Origin of the sequence: Acidovorax sp. Leaf191, assembly GCF_001424425.1 — a bacterium.
In the GTDB taxonomy this organism is placed as follows: domain Bacteria; phylum Pseudomonadota; class Gammaproteobacteria; order Burkholderiales; family Burkholderiaceae_C; genus Acidovorax.
Genome location: NZ_LMPT01000022.1, coordinates 168728 through 186012, shown reverse-complemented (window position 1 = coordinate 186012; position 17285 = coordinate 168728). Strand labels below are relative to the sequence as shown.

At 66.4% G+C, this 17285-nt stretch carries 20 protein-coding genes; 13 read left to right on the top strand and 7 right to left on the bottom strand.

The window, feature by feature from the left end; genetic code table 11:
* The first annotated feature begins 52 nt into the window (after positions 1-52).
* Positions 53-2887 (top strand): DEAD/DEAH box helicase, encoded by a 2835-nt coding sequence (locus ASG27_RS23325; RefSeq protein WP_056421346.1) that lies wholly within the window; start codon positions 53-55, stop codon positions 2885-2887.
* Between the two features lie 104 nt (positions 2888-2991).
* Here the strand turns inward: ASG27_RS23325 and ASG27_RS27195 are convergent, their stop codons facing one another.
* On the bottom strand, positions 2992-3504 hold the full coding sequence (locus ASG27_RS27195) for a DUF3592 domain-containing protein (protein WP_056421347.1): 513 nt from the start codon (positions 3502-3504) through the stop codon (positions 2992-2994).
* A 399-nt stretch (positions 3505-3903) separates the two neighbouring features.
* Between ASG27_RS27195 and ada the strand changes: the two genes are divergently transcribed.
* The 3 genes from ada (at position 3904) to alkB (ending at position 6605) form a co-directional block, all read left to right on the top strand.
* On the top strand, positions 3904-5040 hold the full coding sequence (gene ada / locus ASG27_RS23315; protein ID WP_056421484.1) for a bifunctional DNA-binding transcriptional regulator/O6-methylguanine-DNA methyltransferase Ada: 1137 nt from the start codon (positions 3904-3906) through the stop codon (positions 5038-5040).
* Positions 5037-5792: a 2OG-Fe(II) oxygenase gene (locus tag ASG27_RS23310; RefSeq protein ID WP_056421348.1), complete on the top strand. Its 756-nt coding sequence runs from the start codon at positions 5037-5039 to the stop codon at positions 5790-5792. The genes ada and ASG27_RS23310 overlap by 4 nt, the downstream gene beginning before the upstream one ends.
* Positions 5793-5954: 162 nt before the next feature.
* Entirely contained in the window at positions 5955-6605 is a 651-nt protein-coding gene (gene alkB / locus ASG27_RS23305) for a DNA oxidative demethylase AlkB (protein ID WP_056421349.1), read from the top strand.
* A 34-nt stretch (positions 6606-6639) separates the two neighbouring features.
* Here the strand turns inward: alkB and ASG27_RS27045 are convergent, their stop codons facing one another.
* Positions 6640-6813 carry a hypothetical protein gene (locus ASG27_RS27045; protein WP_156370930.1) on the bottom strand — a complete coding sequence of 58 codons (174 nt, stop codon included), beginning with the start codon at positions 6811-6813 and terminating at the stop codon, positions 6640-6642.
* 159 nt (positions 6814-6972) lie between these two features.
* Between ASG27_RS27045 and ASG27_RS27040 the strand changes: the two genes are divergently transcribed.
* The 3 genes from ASG27_RS27040 (at position 6973) to ASG27_RS23300 (ending at position 9449) form a co-directional block, all read left to right on the top strand.
* Positions 6973-7869 carry a hypothetical protein gene (locus ASG27_RS27040; protein WP_156370928.1) on the top strand — a complete coding sequence of 299 codons (897 nt, stop codon included), beginning with the start codon at positions 6973-6975 and terminating at the stop codon, positions 7867-7869.
* Positions 7866-8660, top strand: coding sequence for an ankyrin repeat domain-containing protein (locus ASG27_RS27035; RefSeq protein ID WP_156370926.1), 795 nt, complete (start codon positions 7866-7868; stop codon positions 8658-8660). The genes ASG27_RS27040 and ASG27_RS27035 overlap by 4 nt, the downstream gene beginning before the upstream one ends.
* Positions 8661-8951: 291 nt before the next feature.
* A complete protein-coding gene (locus ASG27_RS23300) occupies positions 8952-9449 on the top strand; it encodes an EVE domain-containing protein (protein WP_056421350.1) in 498 nt (165 codons plus the stop codon).
* A gap of 109 nt (positions 9450-9558) precedes the next feature.
* On the opposite strand, the gene ASG27_RS23295 is transcribed toward ASG27_RS23300, so the two are convergent.
* Positions 9559-9984, bottom strand: coding sequence for a helix-turn-helix domain-containing protein (locus ASG27_RS23295; protein ID WP_056421351.1), 426 nt, complete (start codon positions 9982-9984; stop codon positions 9559-9561).
* An 87-nt stretch (positions 9985-10071) separates the two neighbouring features.
* Between ASG27_RS23295 and ASG27_RS23290 the strand changes: the two genes are divergently transcribed.
* The 3 genes from ASG27_RS23290 to ASG27_RS23280 are packed head-to-tail and all read left to right on the top strand — an operon-like array spanning position 10072 to position 11452.
* Positions 10072-10572 (top strand): DUF2938 domain-containing protein, encoded by a 501-nt coding sequence (locus ASG27_RS23290; protein ID WP_056421352.1) that lies wholly within the window; start codon positions 10072-10074, stop codon positions 10570-10572.
* A gap of 41 nt (positions 10573-10613) precedes the next feature.
* Positions 10614-11195 carry a flavodoxin family protein gene (locus ASG27_RS23285; protein WP_056421353.1) on the top strand — a complete coding sequence of 194 codons (582 nt, stop codon included), beginning with the start codon at positions 10614-10616 and terminating at the stop codon, positions 11193-11195.
* A gap of 32 nt (positions 11196-11227) precedes the next feature.
* On the top strand, positions 11228-11452 hold the full coding sequence (locus ASG27_RS23280; protein WP_056421354.1) for a DUF2798 domain-containing protein: 225 nt from the start codon (positions 11228-11230) through the stop codon (positions 11450-11452).
* Here the strand turns inward: ASG27_RS23280 and ASG27_RS23275 are convergent.
* Complete coding sequence (locus tag ASG27_RS23275) at positions 11439-12425, bottom strand: class I SAM-dependent methyltransferase (protein ID WP_056421355.1); 987 nt, start codon at positions 12423-12425, stop codon at positions 11439-11441. The genes ASG27_RS23280 and ASG27_RS23275 overlap by 14 nt on opposite strands.
* Positions 12426-12761: 336 nt before the next feature.
* Here ASG27_RS23275 and ASG27_RS23270 point away from each other — a divergent pair, with 336 nt between their 5' ends.
* On the top strand, positions 12762-13013 hold the full coding sequence (locus tag ASG27_RS23270) for a GlsB/YeaQ/YmgE family stress response membrane protein (RefSeq protein WP_056168968.1): 252 nt from the start codon (positions 12762-12764) through the stop codon (positions 13011-13013).
* A 111-nt stretch (positions 13014-13124) separates the two neighbouring features.
* Here ASG27_RS23270 and ASG27_RS23265 read toward each other — a convergent pair whose 3' ends face one another.
* Positions 13125-13721: an NUDIX domain-containing protein gene (locus tag ASG27_RS23265; RefSeq protein ID WP_056421485.1), complete on the bottom strand. Its 597-nt coding sequence runs from the start codon at positions 13719-13721 to the stop codon at positions 13125-13127.
* 194 nt (positions 13722-13915) lie between these two features.
* On the opposite strand from ASG27_RS23265, the gene ASG27_RS23260 reads away from it, so the two are divergent.
* Complete coding sequence (locus tag ASG27_RS23260; protein WP_056421356.1) at positions 13916-14677, top strand: DeoR/GlpR family DNA-binding transcription regulator; 762 nt, start codon at positions 13916-13918, stop codon at positions 14675-14677.
* Positions 14678-14722: 45 nt separating this feature from the next.
* Here ASG27_RS23260 and ASG27_RS23255 read toward each other — a convergent pair whose 3' ends face one another.
* Positions 14723-15661 carry a LysR family transcriptional regulator gene (locus ASG27_RS23255; RefSeq protein WP_056421357.1) on the bottom strand — a complete coding sequence of 313 codons (939 nt, stop codon included), beginning with the start codon at positions 15659-15661 and terminating at the stop codon, positions 14723-14725.
* A gap of 154 nt (positions 15662-15815) precedes the next feature.
* Between ASG27_RS23255 and ASG27_RS23250 the strand changes: the two genes are divergently transcribed.
* A complete protein-coding gene (locus ASG27_RS23250; protein WP_235504138.1) occupies positions 15816-16241 on the top strand; it encodes a RidA family protein in 426 nt (141 codons plus the stop codon).
* A gap of 59 nt (positions 16242-16300) precedes the next feature.
* Here ASG27_RS23250 and ASG27_RS23245 read toward each other — a convergent pair whose 3' ends face one another.
* A complete protein-coding gene (locus tag ASG27_RS23245) occupies positions 16301-17191 on the bottom strand; it encodes a LysR family transcriptional regulator (protein WP_056421358.1) in 891 nt (296 codons plus the stop codon).
* Positions 17192-17285 lie beyond the last annotated feature (94 nt).

The following is a 17285-nucleotide window of genomic DNA, read 5'->3' as shown; positions in this document are numbered from 1 at the left end:
CGCCCGGCCTGAGTCCACCCGGCAGGGCACGGCACGGCACAATCGGCGGCCTATGCCCGCCGCAGGCCCAGACGCCGCCCACCCCGAACCGCCCCGCTCCAACCGCGACGCCCTGATCGCCGCCTGGGCCCGCGCGCTGCGCCAGCGCGCCGATGCCGCCACGCTGCAGGCACTGGCCCCGCTGACCGATGCCGAGGCCGCGCGCGTGATGGCACTGCTGCGCGAGGGAACTGCAGACGGAGCCCCTCCAGCCGCCGCGGCCGCCGCCCCGTCCGCGCCCACCCCGCCGGCATCGGGCCTGGTGCCGGGGCACTTTCGTCCGCGCATCACCCTCATGACACTGGGCCGGGGCGACGGACTGCTGGGCATGGCGCCCCAGGGCAAACTGGGCCCGCGTGGCGAGAACGTGACCCTGGCGCAGATCGACTGGACCTACCGCACCGACAGCGGGGCCCGCTGGGAGACTGCGGCGCCCACCTCGGTGCTCAACGCCCGCCCTGCCCCCGTGCAGGACCTGTACGACACCGGCGGCCCCGTGGTGCGCATGCAGCGCAGCCTGGCGGCCGAGGCCGACGCCGTGGACCGGGTGTGGGACCTGGGCCTGGTGCCCGTGGACCCCAAGCACCTGCAATGGCGCCACCGCGAAGCCGCCGCCACGCTGGGCCCCGTGTGGACCCTGCCGCAGGAGGCGCGCTTCGGCGACTTCTGGGCCGACCAGATCCCGCAGCTGCGCGCCGAAGGCTGGAGCGTGGTGGTGCGCCCCGGCTTCGTGCACGAAAGCGTGCCCGTGCAGCGCTGGAAGCTCGTCATCGCCCCGGACACCGGCGAGCTGCTGGCCCGGGAAGTGGACGGCCCGCTGGGCCCACGCGAGCGCCCGGTGCAAAAGCTGCACCTGCCCGAACGCGAAGGCGCCTGGCTGCTGAGCCTGGGGATCGAGATCGACGGCGTCATGCTGGACCTGGCGCCCATGCTGGCCGACCTGCTGCGCCGCGATGTGCGCTGGCTCAACGCCCGCCAGATGGCGGCCATCGACGACATCGCCGTCATCTCGCTGCGCGCGCCCGGCGGGCGGCGCATCGACGCGCCCGCCGGCCCGCTCAAGGCCATCGTGGGCGCCATGGTGGACCTGCTCACCGACCCCACGCGCAAACAACTGCAGGACGGCGACCCGCTGCGCCTGGGCGCCTGGGAGACACGCCGCATCGAGGCGCTGCGCGCAGGGCTGGTGCAGGCGCACCGCGTGGGCATGGTCAACGGGTGGGACAACAGCTGGCAACTGCAGGGCGACCTGGGCCTGGCGCACCTGGCCCGGCGGCTGCGCCGCATCGGTGCGCCGCAGCCCGTGGACGCCCCCGCCGGGCTGCAGATACAGCTGCGCCCCTACCAGCTTGAAGGCCTGGCGTGGCTGCAGTACCTGCGGGCCCAGGGCCTGGGCGGCATCCTGGCGGACGACATGGGGCTGGGCAAGACGGCGCAAGCCCTGGCCCACGTGCTGGCCGAAAAAGATGCCGGCCGACTCGTCCGCCCCGCCCTGGTGGTGGTGCCCACGTCGCTGCTCTTCAACTGGCAGGCCGAAGCCGCGCGCATGGCGCCCAACCTGCGCGTGCTGAGCCTGCACGGGCCTGACCGGGGCCGGCGATTCCTGCAGATCGCCCAGCACGACCTGGTGCTGACCACGTATCCCCTGCTCTGGCGCGACGTCGATGCCCTCGCGGCCGAGCCGTTTCATCTGCTCATCCTGGACGAAGCCCAGATGGTCAAGAACGCCGGCAGCCGCAGCGCCCGGGCGCTGCGCAAGCTGCAGGCGCCGCACCTGCTGTGCCTGACGGGCACCCCGCTGGAAAACCACCTGGGCGAACTGTGGGCGCAGTTCGACTTTCTGATGCCCGGCTTTCTGGGCGATGTGCGCAGCTTCAACGCCCGCTGGCGCAAACCCATCGAAGAGAACGGCGAAACCCTGCGCGCCCAGTTGCTGGCCCAGCGCGTGCGGCCCTTCATCCTGCGCCGGCGCAAGCAGGACGTGGCCACCGAGCTGCCGCCGCGCACCGAGGTCATCCAGCGCGTGCAACTGCAGGGCAAACAGCGCGAGCTATACGAAGCCGTGCGCACCACGGTCGACAAGCAGGTGCGCCGCGCGCTGGAGCGCCAGAGCTTCGAAGGCTCGCAGATCACCATCCTGGATGCGCTGCTGAAGCTGCGCCAGGTGTGCTGCGACCCGCACCTGGTCAAAGGCGCCACCGTCCACCCCGGCACCGAACGCGCCAAGCTCGACCTGCTGGCCGACATGCTGCCCGCGCTGGTCGATGAAGGCCGCCGCGTGCTGGTGTTCTCCCAGTTCACCGAACTGCTGATGCTGGCCGCCGAACGTCTGGATGCGCTGGCCCTGCCCTACGCCACCCTCACCGGGCAAACGCCGCCCGGGCAGCGCGGCGCCGTGGTCCAGCGCTTTCAGGCCCAGGACGCGGCGAGTGCGCCCATCCTGCTGGTCAGCCTCAAGGCGGGCGGAACGGGCCTGAACCTCACCGCGGCAGACACCGTCATCCACTTCGACCCCTGGTGGAACCCTGCCGTGGAAGAACAGGCCACCGCCCGGGCCCACCGCATCGGGCAGGACCAGCCGGTGTTCGTCTACAAGTTGGTGGTGGAAGGCAGTATCGAAGAGCGCATGCTGGAGCTGCAGGCCCGCAAAGCGGCCCTGGCCGACGGCGTGCTGGGGCATGACGAAGCCGGCGCGGTGAAATTCAGCGAGGCCGACCTGACGGCACTGCTGGCGCCGCTGGCCGAGCCGGCCAACAACCCGCTGGCCATTCCGGGTGAGGATGCGCGGCGGTGGGGCGGCACGGGCAAGCGCCGGCCCAGGCCCCTGCAGCCGCCTGAAAACGAATAAAAAATGCCTCTACCGCTTGATAGGAAAGCGCTAGCAGCTATCAAATAAGTAGCACATCTCCGCAGTACACCCCCAACACACCGCAGCACCCGGCGCCAGGCGGTCTATAGCTTTCGCAACCTGCGCCCTCGCCGGATCGTGCTGACCGACAAGCGCAGCAACAGCAGCCCGCCGGCACCGGTGAACACCACCGTCACCAGGTCCCACAGCAGCGAACCCACGCGCAGGCTGCGGTCTGCCACCGATTCCGCCGGTTTTTCAGGGTTGACCCATACCTGTATCGGCGCCCCCGTGCGCTGCGCGGCCTGCCACTGCGCCACCAGCTGCTCGTGATAGCGGCGCCCGCCGTCGCCAGCGGTGTCGATCACCGCGCGCTGGCCGGTGTAGTGCGTGCCGTCCACGACGTAGTGGTGGCGCACCAGGGCCTGGTAGTAGGTGCCGCCACGCGCCGTGCCACCCTGGTGCAACCGCGCGGACTCCACCTGCGCAGGCACCGCTTGCCAGTGGCGCATGCGAGACCAGTCCACCAGCGTGGGGCCCACGCCGAAGAACAGCAAGCCCAGGCTGGTGGCCAGCAGCATCAAGGCGGCCACCGCCAGCGCGACCTGCGACCACATCCCCGAACCGACGGGGCGCGCGGTGCTGCCACCGGGCGGTGTGTCGCGTCGGCGCTGCCGTCTGCGCGTGCTGGACTTGCCCACTACGCAGTGACCCTGGCAGCATCGCTGCGCGATACGGTCGGCGGCGCGGTGGCAATGGAAACAACAAGGCGGACAAACGCGGTGCGAGGTGGCATGGGTGACTGTTGCCCGCCAGCGTGTGACAGGCTGTGGACGGTGACGATGGAAACGGAAAGACGGCATGAAGTCTAGAACCATCCGCCGCAGTGGCGCAGAATTCAAAAGCAGACTTCGGAGTGCGCCCCGCACACCCCGTCCCTAGAGTGCATGGCATCGCAACCAATTTGTGAGCCACCCACCATGCAGATGAACACCCTAGCCACCCACCGCCCCGCCATGACCCGCACCCCGACCTCTCGCCAGGCAGACCAGGCCGCACACGCAGCGGCCACCCAGGCCGACCGGCGCTGGGCAGCGGTGGTGGCGCGCGACGCCCAGGCCGACGGCAGTTTCTGGTACTCGGTGCAGACCACCGGCGTGTATTGCCGCCCCAGCTGTGCAGCGCGCACGCCCCGGCCCGAGAACGTGCGGTTCCATGCCAGCTGTGCCGACGCGGAAGGCGCCGGGTTTCGCCCCTGCCAGCGCTGCAGGCCCCGGCAGCCTACGGCGCTGGCCCACCATGCGGCGCTCGTGACCGACGCCTGCCGCACCATCGACAACGCCGCAGCCGACGGTGCGCCCTCTGTGGATGCGCTGGCAGCCAGCGCGGGCCTGAGCCCATCGCACTTTCACCGCATCTTCAAGCAGGCCACGGGCCTCACGCCCAAGGCCTATGCCGCCGCCCGGCGCGAGCAGCGCGTGCGCAGCGCGCTGGAGCAACCGGCCGACTCGGTCACCGACGCCATCTACAGCGCGGGCTACCAGTCCAGCAGCCGCTTCTACGAAAAGTCGCACCAGGTGCTGGGCATGACACCCACGCACTATCGAGCGGGCGGAGCCACGCAGCGCATCCGCTTTGCGGTGGCGCAGTGCTCGCTGGGCGCAATCGTGGTGGCGCACAGCGGCCAGGGTCTGTGCGCCATCCTGCTCGGCGACGACCCCGACGCCCTGGTCCGCGACCTGCAGGACCGCTTCGCCCAAGCCCAGCTGGTGGGCGGCGATGCCGACTTCGAAGCACTGGTCGCCCAGGTGGTGGCCTTTGTCGAGGCCCCCGGCGTCGGCCTGGCCTTGCCGCTGGACGTGCAGGGCACCGCCTTCCAGCAGCGGGTGTGGCAGGCGCTGCGCACCATCCCGGCCGGGCAAACCGCCAGCTATGCCGAGATCGCCCAGCGCATCGGCGCGCCCACCGCCACGCGCGCCGTGGCCCAGGCCTGCGGCGCCAATGCGCTGGCCGTGGCCATCCCCTGCCACCGGGTGGTGCGGAGCGACGGCGCACTGTCGGGCTACCGCTGGGGCGTGGAGCGCAAGCGCGTGCTGCTGGAACGCGAGGCCGAGGCCGCAGCCCCAGCAGCCACAAAGAAGGCAGCAGCATGAGCGCACTGCCCCGCACCCCGACGACAAGCCCGAGCCAGGGCACCTGGCCTGGTCGCATCGCTGCCATCGACTGGGCCCAGGCCACCGACGACCTGCACACCCAGGGCCACGCGGTGCTGCAGCAACTGCTCGGCCCCGATGAGTGCATGGCGCTGGCCGGGCTGTACCGCCAGGCCGGCCCGCCCGTGTTCCGCAGCCGCGTGGTCATGCAGCGCCACGGTTTCGGCCTGGGCGAATACCAGTACTTCAGCTACCCGCTGCCGGACGTGGTGGCCGGGCTGCGCGATGCGCTGTACCCGCACCTGCAGCCCATCGCCAACCACTGGAACGCCGCCATGGGCATCGAGGTGCGCTACCCCGCGCGGCATGCCGATTTCATTGCGCGCTGCCATGCGGCCGGCCAGTTGCGCCCCACACCGCTGCTGCTGCAGTACGCGCCGGGCGACTACAACTGCCTGCACCAGGATCTGTACGGCGAGCATGTGTTTCTGCTGCAGGTCGCCATCCTGCTGTCCGAGCCCGGCCGGGACTTCACCGGGGGCGAGTTCGTGCTGACCGAACAGCGCCCCCGCATGCAGTCGCGCGCCGAGGTGGTGCCCCTGCGCCAGGGCGATGCGGTGGCGTTCGCCGTGCACCACCGGCCGGTACAGGGCACGCGGGGCGTGTACCGCGTGAACCTGCGGCACGGTGTGAGCCGTGTGCGGTCAGGGCAGCGGCACACGGCGGGGATCATTTTTCATGATGGTGAATAAACTTTCTCCCCCTGAGTCGCCTGCGGCGCCTTCCCCCTCTCTCGCTGCGCGGGAGGGGGACGCACCCGGTGGCCTGGCAGAGCCAGTTCCACGGGCGCACTGGCCTTGGCCGCGCCAGTTGCTGCGACAGCGTGTTGGCGCAACGGCAGGGATTTGCACACGATGACACTGGATCTGTTCGAACATTTGCCAACACCCCACGAGCCCGAATTGCTGGAGCCGGGTGCCGTGGTGCTGCGCGGCTTTGCCCTGGCGCAAGCGGCCGAGCTGCTGCAGGCCGTCGAAGTCACTGCTGCCAGCGCGCCCTTCAGGCACCTCATCACGCCCGGCGGCAAGCGCATGTCGGTCGCCATGACCAATTGCGGACCTTTGGGGTGGATCAGCGATCGCAGCGGGTACCGGTATGGCCCTGTGGACCCGGACACCTGCAAGCGCTGGCCGCCCATGCCCGCTGCATTTCGGCAATTGGCCCTCAATGCCGCCGATGCAGCGGGCTACCCCGGCTTTACGCCGGACGCCTGCCTCATCAACCGCTACGAGCCCGGCACGCGGCTGTCGCTGCACCAGGACCGCGACGAGGGCAACTACGACCACCCCATCGTGTCCGTCTCGCTTGGCATTGCGGCGGTCTTCCTGTGGGGCGGCGCAGCGCGCGCCGACAAGGCCCGGCGCGTGGGCCTGCGGCATGGCGACGTGGTGGTGTGGGGCGGGCCGGCGCGGCTGCGGTTCCATGGCGTACTGCCGCTGGCCTTGGGGGAGCATGCGATGACGGGGGCGGTGCGCATCAACCTCACCTTTCGCAAGGCCGGCTGACAGACCACAGATTGCGCTCGCCCCGCCGGTGCGGTCATCGCTCCATCCAAGCATCCCATAGACCAGCACAGCCAAACTCTGCGAGATCGATGTTTTGGGCGATGGTCTGGTGCTCACCCAGATCGGCAATCTTGCGTTTGTACAAGCGCACGGCGCCTCTAAACAGCATATTTCTGTGCTCAGCATCCCCTGCGAAGAATAAATGCATAGTTTAAATTTGAATTATGAACGAATCTATATAGTTTCTGTTCGTTGCAGCTGGTCAAAATTATTCTCGCTATAGTTCCCAATCGTCTCTTGATGATAGCAATATCGAAGTCGAGATACCGCCTTTTCATCAACATGAAATAGCTTGGGAAACCAATAAATGATGTACTTCTACAAAGATAAAAATGGGCATCCAGTCTATTCAGACCGAATGCCATCTCCAAACGAAACAACTTCACCGGTGACCGTCACATTGAACGGTATCGTGGTAAAAACAGAGTCTGCACCCAAAAGCCCGCATGATGAAGCCAAGGGATACATTGCCGATGCACGCAAGCATATTCCAAAAACAATTGCCTACATTGACTACGTAGAGTACTTAAGAAAAAATAATCCCGTACGCCATCATCAATATATGATGGACATTAAAAAGAATGACCCAAAAACCTTTGTCAAGTTGACGCAAGCCCGTATTTTTCAGCCCCTTCAGCCACACCAGCGGCTCTCCAATATGCTGGATGCTGGTACGTCAGTTTTGGGTGATCTGTTTGCAGGCCGCTCCAGCACAGGCACGGCTGCTACGTACGCCGAAAAAACCCTGACAGACTACATGAAGAAAGATGGCTTCATTCCTGGCAGCGTCTTGGGCAACAAGGCAACAACCTTGCCTGAAAAGATACCCACTTACAGCAATACGCGCCTGGGGCAATGGTCACAAAAAGAGAGTGAGAGACTCGCAAAGGCGTCCAAGGCAGCGCAGACGGCTGTTTCTGGGCGGCCTGTGTTAACTTCTGCAGGTATGGCTGCCACACGAGTTGGGGGATCCGTATTGGACGCGATGATTGGTGCGCTGGAGCCCTCTGCATACGCCGGTTTCTCAGCGCTTCTCGGTACTGCAGCCATAGAAAAAGATCTTCAAAAAAAAGGGATAATTCTTTGGCCCGAGGAAAAGTATTATTTAACGCGACATTTGGCTGGCAAAGATTGGGAAGCCGCCAGAAATATTATCAAGGAAGCTGCAGTCCGCCGACAAAGCGAATTAACGGGACAAAAATGAAAAAGAGAAAACTAGTTTACTTATTATTTTGCTTATTTTTTTCGTTGAATTTCTCATCTTATGCAAAAGAATTTTCACCAGAAATGAAGTCTTTGTGTAAGGCAGCGGAAACTACACCCTTTGTGCCGCTGCCCACATCAACAGCATCTCCCAATCCGCACCCCCTTTACCACGCCATTGAAATGGGCGCAGATGCTTCAACAATAGCGTCAATCCTGTCAGGCAATGATCCGGACAAGATCGTAGTTCCACCTGGCATCACGCCCCTCATCGCAGCCTCGGCTGTCGGCAATTGGCCTGCTGCAAAATTCTTGATAGATATCGGATCAAAAATAAATATCAGAAGGGCAGATATTTCAATTACTCCACTGGAGGCAGCCCTCATCACCTCAAAGTACTCCATTGCATGCAAATTGATTCAAAATCATGCAAAGTTTCCCACCTCAAAAACAGATAGAGATAGAATATTCAGTACTGCTCAGCTATCTACATTCTCTCCACAGGAGGATGCGGCTATTTTTGTCGAATACATGATTGAAAATGGATTTGATGTAAACAGCATGGGCAATCCTTTGGCAACCCCTCTGATGGGGGCAGTTTCTCTTTCAAACATACCCGTCATTAAAGTGCTTTTAAAACACGGCGCACGTCTTGATATTTCAAAAAAAAATGGCTTGACAGTTTGGGATATGGCAAAAAAGAAAAACAATCCCGAAGTTATTGAACTATTGACGGCAGCGAAGGAAAAACAGAATTCCACAAAAGCAAGAAATGGGAAAACTCGGAAATAAAGAATTGCTTTGGGTTATTGATATTTCATACCATATCACTGCATTGATTTAAAGCGCTATCCACTCATCATGGCCGGAGCGGTTCTTCAAGAGTTTTTGCTGCTAATGCTCAGCGGGGCAATGAAGTCGTCACGTTCGCGCGCTGGCTCTTTATCTGGCTATTTTTGTGCTCTACCGCTGGATGGACAAGCGCCAGCAGCTATGCATTCAATAGCCCTCAGGCGTCCACGCCGCCTCGGGGCCAGAAGCGCACCGGGCCCCATGCGGCTCGGGCTTTGCCAAAATGCCGCCATGACCACGCCCACCGCCCCACTTGGCCGCACGCCGCACTACTGGCTCATGAAGTCCGAGCCCGAAGAATGCTCCATCGACGACGCCCTGGCCGCCCCGGCCGCCACCGTGCCGTGGACCGGCGTGCGCAACTACCAGGCCCGCAACTTCATGCGTGACGACATGCAGGTGGGCGACGGCGTGCTGTTCTACCACTCGAGCTGCCCCGAACCCGGCATCGTCGGCATCGCGCGCGTGGCCTCTGGCACGCGGCCGGACCCGACCCAGTTCGACCCCGCATCGCCTTACCACGACCCCAAGTCACCCACAGACAAGCCGCGCTGGCTGCTGCTGGACGTGCAGGCGCTGAAGAAGACGCGCCTGATACCCCTGGCTGAAATGCGGGAGCACCCCGCCTTGACCGAGATGCGCGTGCTGCAAAAGGGAAGCCGCCTGTCCATCACGCCCGTCGCCCCGGCCGAGTGGGCGGCCATCGTCAGCGCCTTGCAGGCGGGCTGACGGGGCTCATCGCTTTCGCAATACTGCCGCATCGCTGCGGTATCGCTCTCCAGGGCAGCCATACCGCAGCAACGGCCACCGCCCCACGGCCCGGTCGCGGCCCACGCACTCACCCCCGCCGCCGGGGCATGAGCTCTCGCGGCGCCATGTCGCCCGACGCTGCGGACTGCAGCAGCTTGCGAAACGACGGGCACTCCATGTGGCTCGGCGCCGGGCACACGGCGGCATGGCGCAGGCTGGCGCTCATGGCCTCCAGGCGCCGCACCATTTCATCGATCTGGTCCGCCTTGGCCGTCAGCATGCCGCGGTCGATGTCGGGCTGGCCGTCGCTTGCGAACATGGTGGCGATCTCGTCCAGCGAGAAGCCCGCCACGCGCCCCAGCGCGATCAACGCGAGCTGATCGAGCACCCGCGCGTCGAACAGCCGCCGCAGGCCGTGGCGGCCGGTGGAGGCGATCAAGCCTTTTTCCTCGTAGTACCGCAGGGTGGACGCGGCCACGCCCGAGCGCCTGGCGACCTCGCCGATGTCGATCACAAAAAACCCCTTGACTTCAAGTTGACTTGAATTCGTACAGTACCCAGACACCGGTGCTCAGTCAACTGTGAAAGAAACGAGGAACCTATGAATGAATGGACCCACGAGGCGCTGCGCGTGCTGTGGATCGGCGTCGGCGCCACGGCGGTGATGGACGTGTGGCTGACTGCGCTGCGGCGGCTGGGCGTGCCCACGCAGCCGTTTGCGCTCATCGGGCGCTGGGCGGGGCATCTGCTGCGGGGACGGTGGTTTCACACCGCCATCGCCCAGTCCACGCCGGTGCGTGGCGAGCGCGTGGCGGGCTGGACCGTGCACTACGCCGTCGGCATCGGATTTGCGGCCCTGGCGGTGCTGGTGAATGGCCGCGGCTGGGCTGCAGAGCCCACGCCGCTGCCGGCGCTGGCCATCGGCATTGCCACCGTGGTGGCGCCCTGGTTCGTGATGCAGCCCGCCATGGGCAGCGGCATCGCGGCGTCCCGCACCGCCACGCCGTGGCGCAACCGGCTGCGCAGCCTGGCCAACCACGCGGTGTTCGGCCTGGGCCTGTACCTCGCCGCCTGGGCGTGGAGCCGCTGCGTTGCGGCCTGACCCTTTTTCGCCTATCCCTGTTTTTGAATGGAGCTTTTGACATGACGACAAGCAAGAAGATCGCGGTGGTGTTCCACAGCGCCCACGGCCACACCGAGCACATCGCCCAGCACGTCGCGCACGGCGCGCGCAACGTGGGCGGCACACAGGTGCAATTGATCGAAGCCGCCAGCCTGACCCCGGCGCCTGATGTGCTGCAAGAATTCGACGGCCTGGTGTGGGGGTCGCCCACCTACCTGGGCGGGGTGTCGGGCGTGTTCAAGACCTTCATGGACGCGACCGGCGGCCTGTGGCGCCGACAGCAACTGCAAGGGCGGCTGGCGGCGGGTTTCACCGTGTCGTCGCTGCCTGCGGGCGACAAGCAGTCCACGCTGCAGTCGATGTTCGTGTTCTCCATGCAGCACGGGATGGTCTGGGTGGGCAACCCCATCCTGCCCGAGCAGCACAGCGGCACGCCCTATGACGAGGCGGCCAACCGCCTGGGTTCGTGGTCGGGCCTGATGGCGCAGGCGGGGCATGCGTCTGCACCCGATGCGTTTGCGCCCGGCGACATCAGGACGGCCCACCTGTTCGGGCAGAACTTTGCGCGCAAGGTGCACGGCTTTGCGCCACACACCGTGTAGGGCATGGTGGCTGACCCAGCCGAGGCCGCAGCATGATTCCGCAGCGCTTTGCGCCGGTGCTGTTCGGCTTCATCCTGTCGGGCCTGATGTCGCTGCTGGTGTCGGGCATCTCCACGCTGCACGCGCGCGGCTGGTCGGCCGAATTCGTCGGCGTGTGGGCTGGGGCCTGGCTCACGGCCTGGGCTTTTGCGTTCCCTTGCGTGCTGGTGGCGGCCCCGCTGGCGCGGCGCTGGGTGGCGCGGCTTACGTCGCCGTAGCGCTGGCGGGGTCCGGGGCCATCAGGTCAGGCGCGCGGTACACCAGCACCTTGAGCGACCGATCTGCATCGGCGTCGGCGAACACGGCCGGGTTGGCCACGCGCTCCACGAAGGCGAGCTCCGGCGCCAACTCGCGCATCTGGTCCTGCAGAAAAGCGGCGCCCAGCTCCGGCGCATTCAGGCACAGCAGCGCGTGGCCGCCCGGCGCCAGCAGATCGGGCAGGCGGCGCATCAGGCGCGCATAGTCCTTGGTGGCCACGAAGCTGCCCTTCTGGTAACTGGGCGGGTCCACGATGACCAGGCCATAGGGCCCACCGCGCGTGATCTTGCCCCAGCTGCTGAAGATGTCGTGCGGCAAAAACGCGGCGCCGGTGGTGATGCCGTTGAGCTGGTGGTTCTGCTGCCCGATGCCGATGGCGCCGTGGCTCATGTCCACATTGACCACCTGCCGGGCGCCCGCCTGCAGCGCCACCACCGAAAACGCGCAGGTGTACGCAAACAGGTTGAGCACCTTGAGCCCGTAGCGGTCGGCGCTGCGGGCGGCTGCGTAGTCGCGCACCCACCGGCGGCCTGCGGCCATGTCGAGGAACAGGCCGTGGTTCTGCCCGCGCAGCACGTGCACGCGGTAACGAGCGCCGGCTTCGGTCACCGTGTGCGGGTCGGGCACGGCGCCGGCCATCAGGCGGGTCTCGCTGCGGCCCTCGATGCGCAGCGACTCGCCCCGGTGCTGGAATACCCAGTTGAGCGGCTCGCCAGCCAGGGCGATCTGCGCCCAGCGTGCCTGCAGGGCCGCGCCGATGGCAGCCAGCTCTTCTTCCGTCGCGGGCGCAAAGCTGGTCAGCACGAAGACCGGCGGGTAGGCATCCAGCGCCCATTGTTCGCAGCCGGGGTGCAGACCCCCGCGGCCATGAAAGACGCGTCCGGCTTCGGTCGGCAGGGGCATGGAGGCAATGGCGTCGAGCAGGGCTTGCATGGGAGCGTTGAGGTGAAGAACAACCGGGGAGATGATAAAAAACAGCCGCTACCGCTGGATGGATGAGCGCGGGCAGCTACGGAATCAATAGCACCGGATTATCGCGCGCGGGGCGGTGGTACAGGCGTGCACTCGGCGGTTTGCCTTCACTCGCGATTCAGCATCCACCTACAGCCACTTTCATCGACCAGTGCAAAGATGTGCGGCCGTGACGAAAGCGCAGACCAATGAGCTATCGATCGCCCCTTCAAGGCCTGACAGGCAATGCCATTACATTCGCTGCCAGGGCATGGCCACGGCCTCAACTTCAGCCAAAGACTTCAACCAAGGAACCTCATGTTTTCCATCATCGGAACCATCATCGTCGGCTTCATCGTGGGACTGATCGCGCGGGCCCTGAAGCCGGGCGACGACAAGCTGGGCTTGATCATGACCACGTTGCTGGGCATCGCAGGTGCGTTTGTCGCGCGCTATGTGGGCGTGGCGATGGGCTGGTACGCACCCGAAGCGCCCGTGGGCTGGATCGCATCGATCATCGGCGCCATCGTGCTGCTGGTGATCTACGGGCTGATCAAGAAGAAGGCCTGACCCTCGGCGGGGCTGTGGGCCGCGATGGGTGGGCGGTGCCCTGAAAGCGGAGCACGGCGACCCCACCGCGACCCCACCGCGAGTCTCCGCACCTGATTCCCTTGCGCGGCCCTACCCCGCCGCGCCCTGCAGCATCAACGCCACATGCTGCAACAGCATCACCGTCTTGCCGTCCTCGATGGCGCCGCTGCCGATGCCCGCCAGGGCTTGGGCCAGCGGCATCTCGATGACCTCGATGTCCTCCCCTTCGTCGGCCAACCCGCCCCCGCTGCGGATGCGGTCCGCTGGCTCGTATTCGGCCACGAAGAAGTGGAGCTTTTCAGTGACGGAGCCCGGGCTCATGTACGCCTCGAACACCTTGCGCGGCTGGCGCACGCGGTAGCCGGTTTCTTCCTCTGCCTCGCGGCGGATGCAGGTTTCAGGGTCGTCGCCGTCGAGCAGCCCCGCGCAGGTCTCGACCAACATGCCGTCCGCGCTGCCGTTCAGAAACGCCGGCAGGCGGAACTGGCGCGTCAGCACCACCATCCGCCGGCGCGGGTCGAACAGCAGCAGCGCCGCGCCGTTGCCCCGGTCATACGCTTCGCGGCTCAAGGTCTGCCACTGGCCGTCGCGGCGGCGCAGGTCGAAGGTGACCTTGCGCAGCGTGTACCAGTGGTCGGAAAGCACATCCACCGCCAGCAGCTTGACCTGATCGGTGCTGGCCGGCACAGGCGCGGGCAAGGGGCGGCTCACAGGCTTGGCCCTTCGGCCGGCACGGCGGGGGTGCGCTGGTGCAGCGGGAGGTCGTGGTCAATGGAGGTGGACATGGTTTTGCACCATCGTGATTCGTGCAATATCATGCACAAACACGCGAATTCACGCAACCCGGGTACCGTACCGTTTGCCCACGCCACGTTACTCCCATGTTGACCACCCACCGCAAGCAACTTATCCTGGAACGCCTTCGGCAGCACGGCCAGGTCGTGGCCAAAGCCCTGAGCGAAGAACTCGGCATCTCCGAAGACACGGTGCGCCGCGACCTGCGCGAGCTGGCGGCCGACGGTCTGCTGCAGCGCGTGCACGGCGGCGCCCTGCCCGCCTCCGCCGCCGTGGGCAGCCTGCAGGTGCGCGAGCAACTGGCTCCCGAAGACAAGCGCGCCCTGGGCCGCGCCGGGGCGGCGCTGGTGCAGCCCGGGCAGGTGGTGATCCTGGACGGCGGCACCACGTCGCTGCAGGTGGTGCAGCACCTGCCGCTGCAACTGCGCGCCACCATCGTCACGCACAGCCCGGCCGTGGCCGTCGCGCTGGCGGGGCATACGGAGGTGGAGGTGCTGGTGCTGGGGGGCCGCCTGTTCCGCCACTCGATGGTGAACGTGGGCGCCAGCGTGGTCGAAGCTGCGGCCCAGCTGCGCGCGGACCTGTACCTGATGGGCGTGACCGGGGTGCATGCGGACGCGGGCCTGACCACGGGCGACTTCGAGGAGGCCGCCGTCAAACGCGCCCTGCTCCAGCGCGCGGCCGAGACGGTGGTGCTGGCCTCTGCCGACAAGCTGGGGGCCGCATCGGCCTTCACGGTGGCGCCGCTCAAGGCCCTGGCAGGCCTGGTGGTGCCTGCCGACACGCCCGCACGCGTGCGCAATGCGCTGAAGGCGGCCGGAGCGCCCGTGACCCTGGCACCCGCCTGATCCTGGGTGGACCTGGGGGGCCGGTGCAGACCCGCAGGCGCTGCCTCAGGGCCGGGGCAAGCCGCCGCCCGGCCCCACCAGCGGGGCATGCTGCGCCATCAGGGCCGCCACCCAGTCGATGAACACCCGCGCCTTGGCGCTCACGTGGCGGTTGGGTGGGTAGGCCACGTACAGCGGCATGGTGTCCAGCGCCCAGTCCTGGAACAAAGGCACCAGCTCGCCAGTGCCCAGGTGCGGCTGGGCGATGTAATGCGGCAACCACAGGATGCCCATGCCCGCCAGCCCCGCGGCCTGGTAGGCATTGCCGTCGTCCACCGCCAGCACATAGCGGCCCTGCACCTGCACGTCCTCTGCGCCGCGCCGCATCGCATAAGGAAAGGTCTTGCCCGAGCGCGACCACAGGAATCCCACCACGCGGTGGTGCGTGTCCTCCAGGTCCTTCGGGTGCGCTGGCATCCCGGCGCGCTCCAGGTACGCAGGGGCCGCGTACACGCCCAGCTGCAAATCGCCCACCCGCCGCGCGATGAGCGACTGGTCCTGGATCTCGCCCCCGCGCACCACGCAATCCACGTTGTCGCCGATGAGGTCGACCATGCGGTCGCTCACGCCCATGTCGAGCTGGATGTCGGGGTACTGCGCATGGAACTGCGGCAGGGCCGGCACCAGGATCAGCCGGGCCAGCGGGCTGGGCACATCCACCCGCAGCCGTCCCCGGGGCGCGGCCGATGCGCTCGACAGGCTGGTTTCCGCATCGTCCAGGTCGGCCAGCAGCCGCACCGCGCGCTCGTAGTACGCAGCGCCATCGGCGGTGACCTGCACCCTGCGCGTGGTGCGGTGCAGCAGCTTCACCCGCAGCCGCGCCTCCAGCTGCTGCACCAGCTGCGTGACGGTGGTCTTGCTGACGTGCAGGGTGTCCGCCGCCTTGGTGAAGCTGCCCGATTCGACCACCCGCACGAAGGCCTGCATTGCATCGAACCGGTCCATAGCGCTCCTGTCTTGCCCAAGATTGGCCAACGATTGTTTGGAGTTTACAAACAGTGATGGACAGGCTGGCCTGTTTATCCCCGGCGGGCGCGCCGATAAATTGCAGGGCATCGACAACCCGGGCCGACACGGCCCACCGAAAAGGAATATTCCCATGCCCTCGACCATGCCCTCGACGTCTCCCCGCGACGTGGTCTTTCCGCCCGGCCGCCAGGCGCTCTACGAAAAGAACCGCTACTCGCCCGCCATCCGGTCCAACGGCTTTCTGTTCGTCTCCGGCCAGGTCGGCAGCCGCCCCGACGGCTCGCCCGAGCCCGACTACCAGGCCCAGGTGCGGCGGGCCTTCGAGAACCTGAATGCCATCCTGCAGGCCGCTGGCTGCACCTTCGACGACGTGATCGATGTGACGGTGTTCATGGTGGACCCGGAAACCCATTTCGAGGCCGCGTGGGAGGTGGTGGGAGAGTACTGGGGCAACGCGCCGCACCCCACGCTCACGGGCATCGGGGTGACGTGGCTGTATGGCTTTCAGTTCGAGATCAAGGTGATCGCCAAGCTACCCGCAGCTGCGGACCGCTGAACGCTGAACGCCCGCTGCAGCAGGTTCTGTCGGTGTGATGCCGTCCGAGCCACGCCGAATCAGTGCGACCCGGCGCGCAGCGCATCCACCAGCGCCTGCGCAAAGCCCGACAGCTCCACACCGCGGCGCACGCAGATCTGCAGGTCGCGCTGCGCCCAGGGCTCGTCCATCTCGACCACCACGGGCGGCTCGCTCAGGCCCGCCGCCGGCACCGCACCACGCGGCACCAGGCCAATGCCCACGCCCGCCCCGACCATGCGGCACACCGCCTCGAAGCTGCGCACCTGAATGCGCACATCCAGGTGCCGGCCCAGGGCAGCCGCTGCATTCATGGTGAAGGTGTGGATGGCCGAGCCGGCGTGCAGCATGACGAACGCGTGGTCCAGCACTTCGGCAAACCCCACCTCGGCGCGCGCAGCCAGTGCGTGGCCTGCGGGGACGATGAGCACCAGGCGGTCCTGCCGGTAGGGGGCCAGCTCCACCCCCGCGCCCGTGCCGCTGTCGGCCAGCACCCCCACCTCGATCTCGCCACCGGCCACCGCGACCACGATCTCTGCGCTGGTGCGCTCCTCCAGGCTCACACTGACCTGCGGGTGCCGCTTCAGGAACCCCGCCAGGTCATCCGGCAGAAAAGTGTGGGTGGCGTGCGTGTTGGCCCACAGGCTCACATGGCCACGGATGCCGGTGGCAAAGGGCGACAGGTTGGCGTGCATCTGCTCGATGCTGGCCAGCACCTGCCGCGCATTGCGCAGCAGCGCCTCGCCCGCGCGCGTGAGCGCCAGGCCGCGCGTCTGGCGCTCGAACAGCGTGGTGTTCAGCGCCTCTTCCAGCCGCCGCAGCCGGTGGCTGGCGGACGACGGCGCCAGATAGGCGCGTGCGGCGCCGCGTGTGAGGTTGCGCTCCTCGGCCATGGCAACGAAGAGGCGCAGATCGGTGAGGTCGTAGTTCAAGGGCGGCCTGGCATCGTTCGTCTGCAACGAACGCAGGGTTGTGGGATGGGCAATTGTGCATGACTGCTTGCCAGAGCACCATGCAACCCCTCAT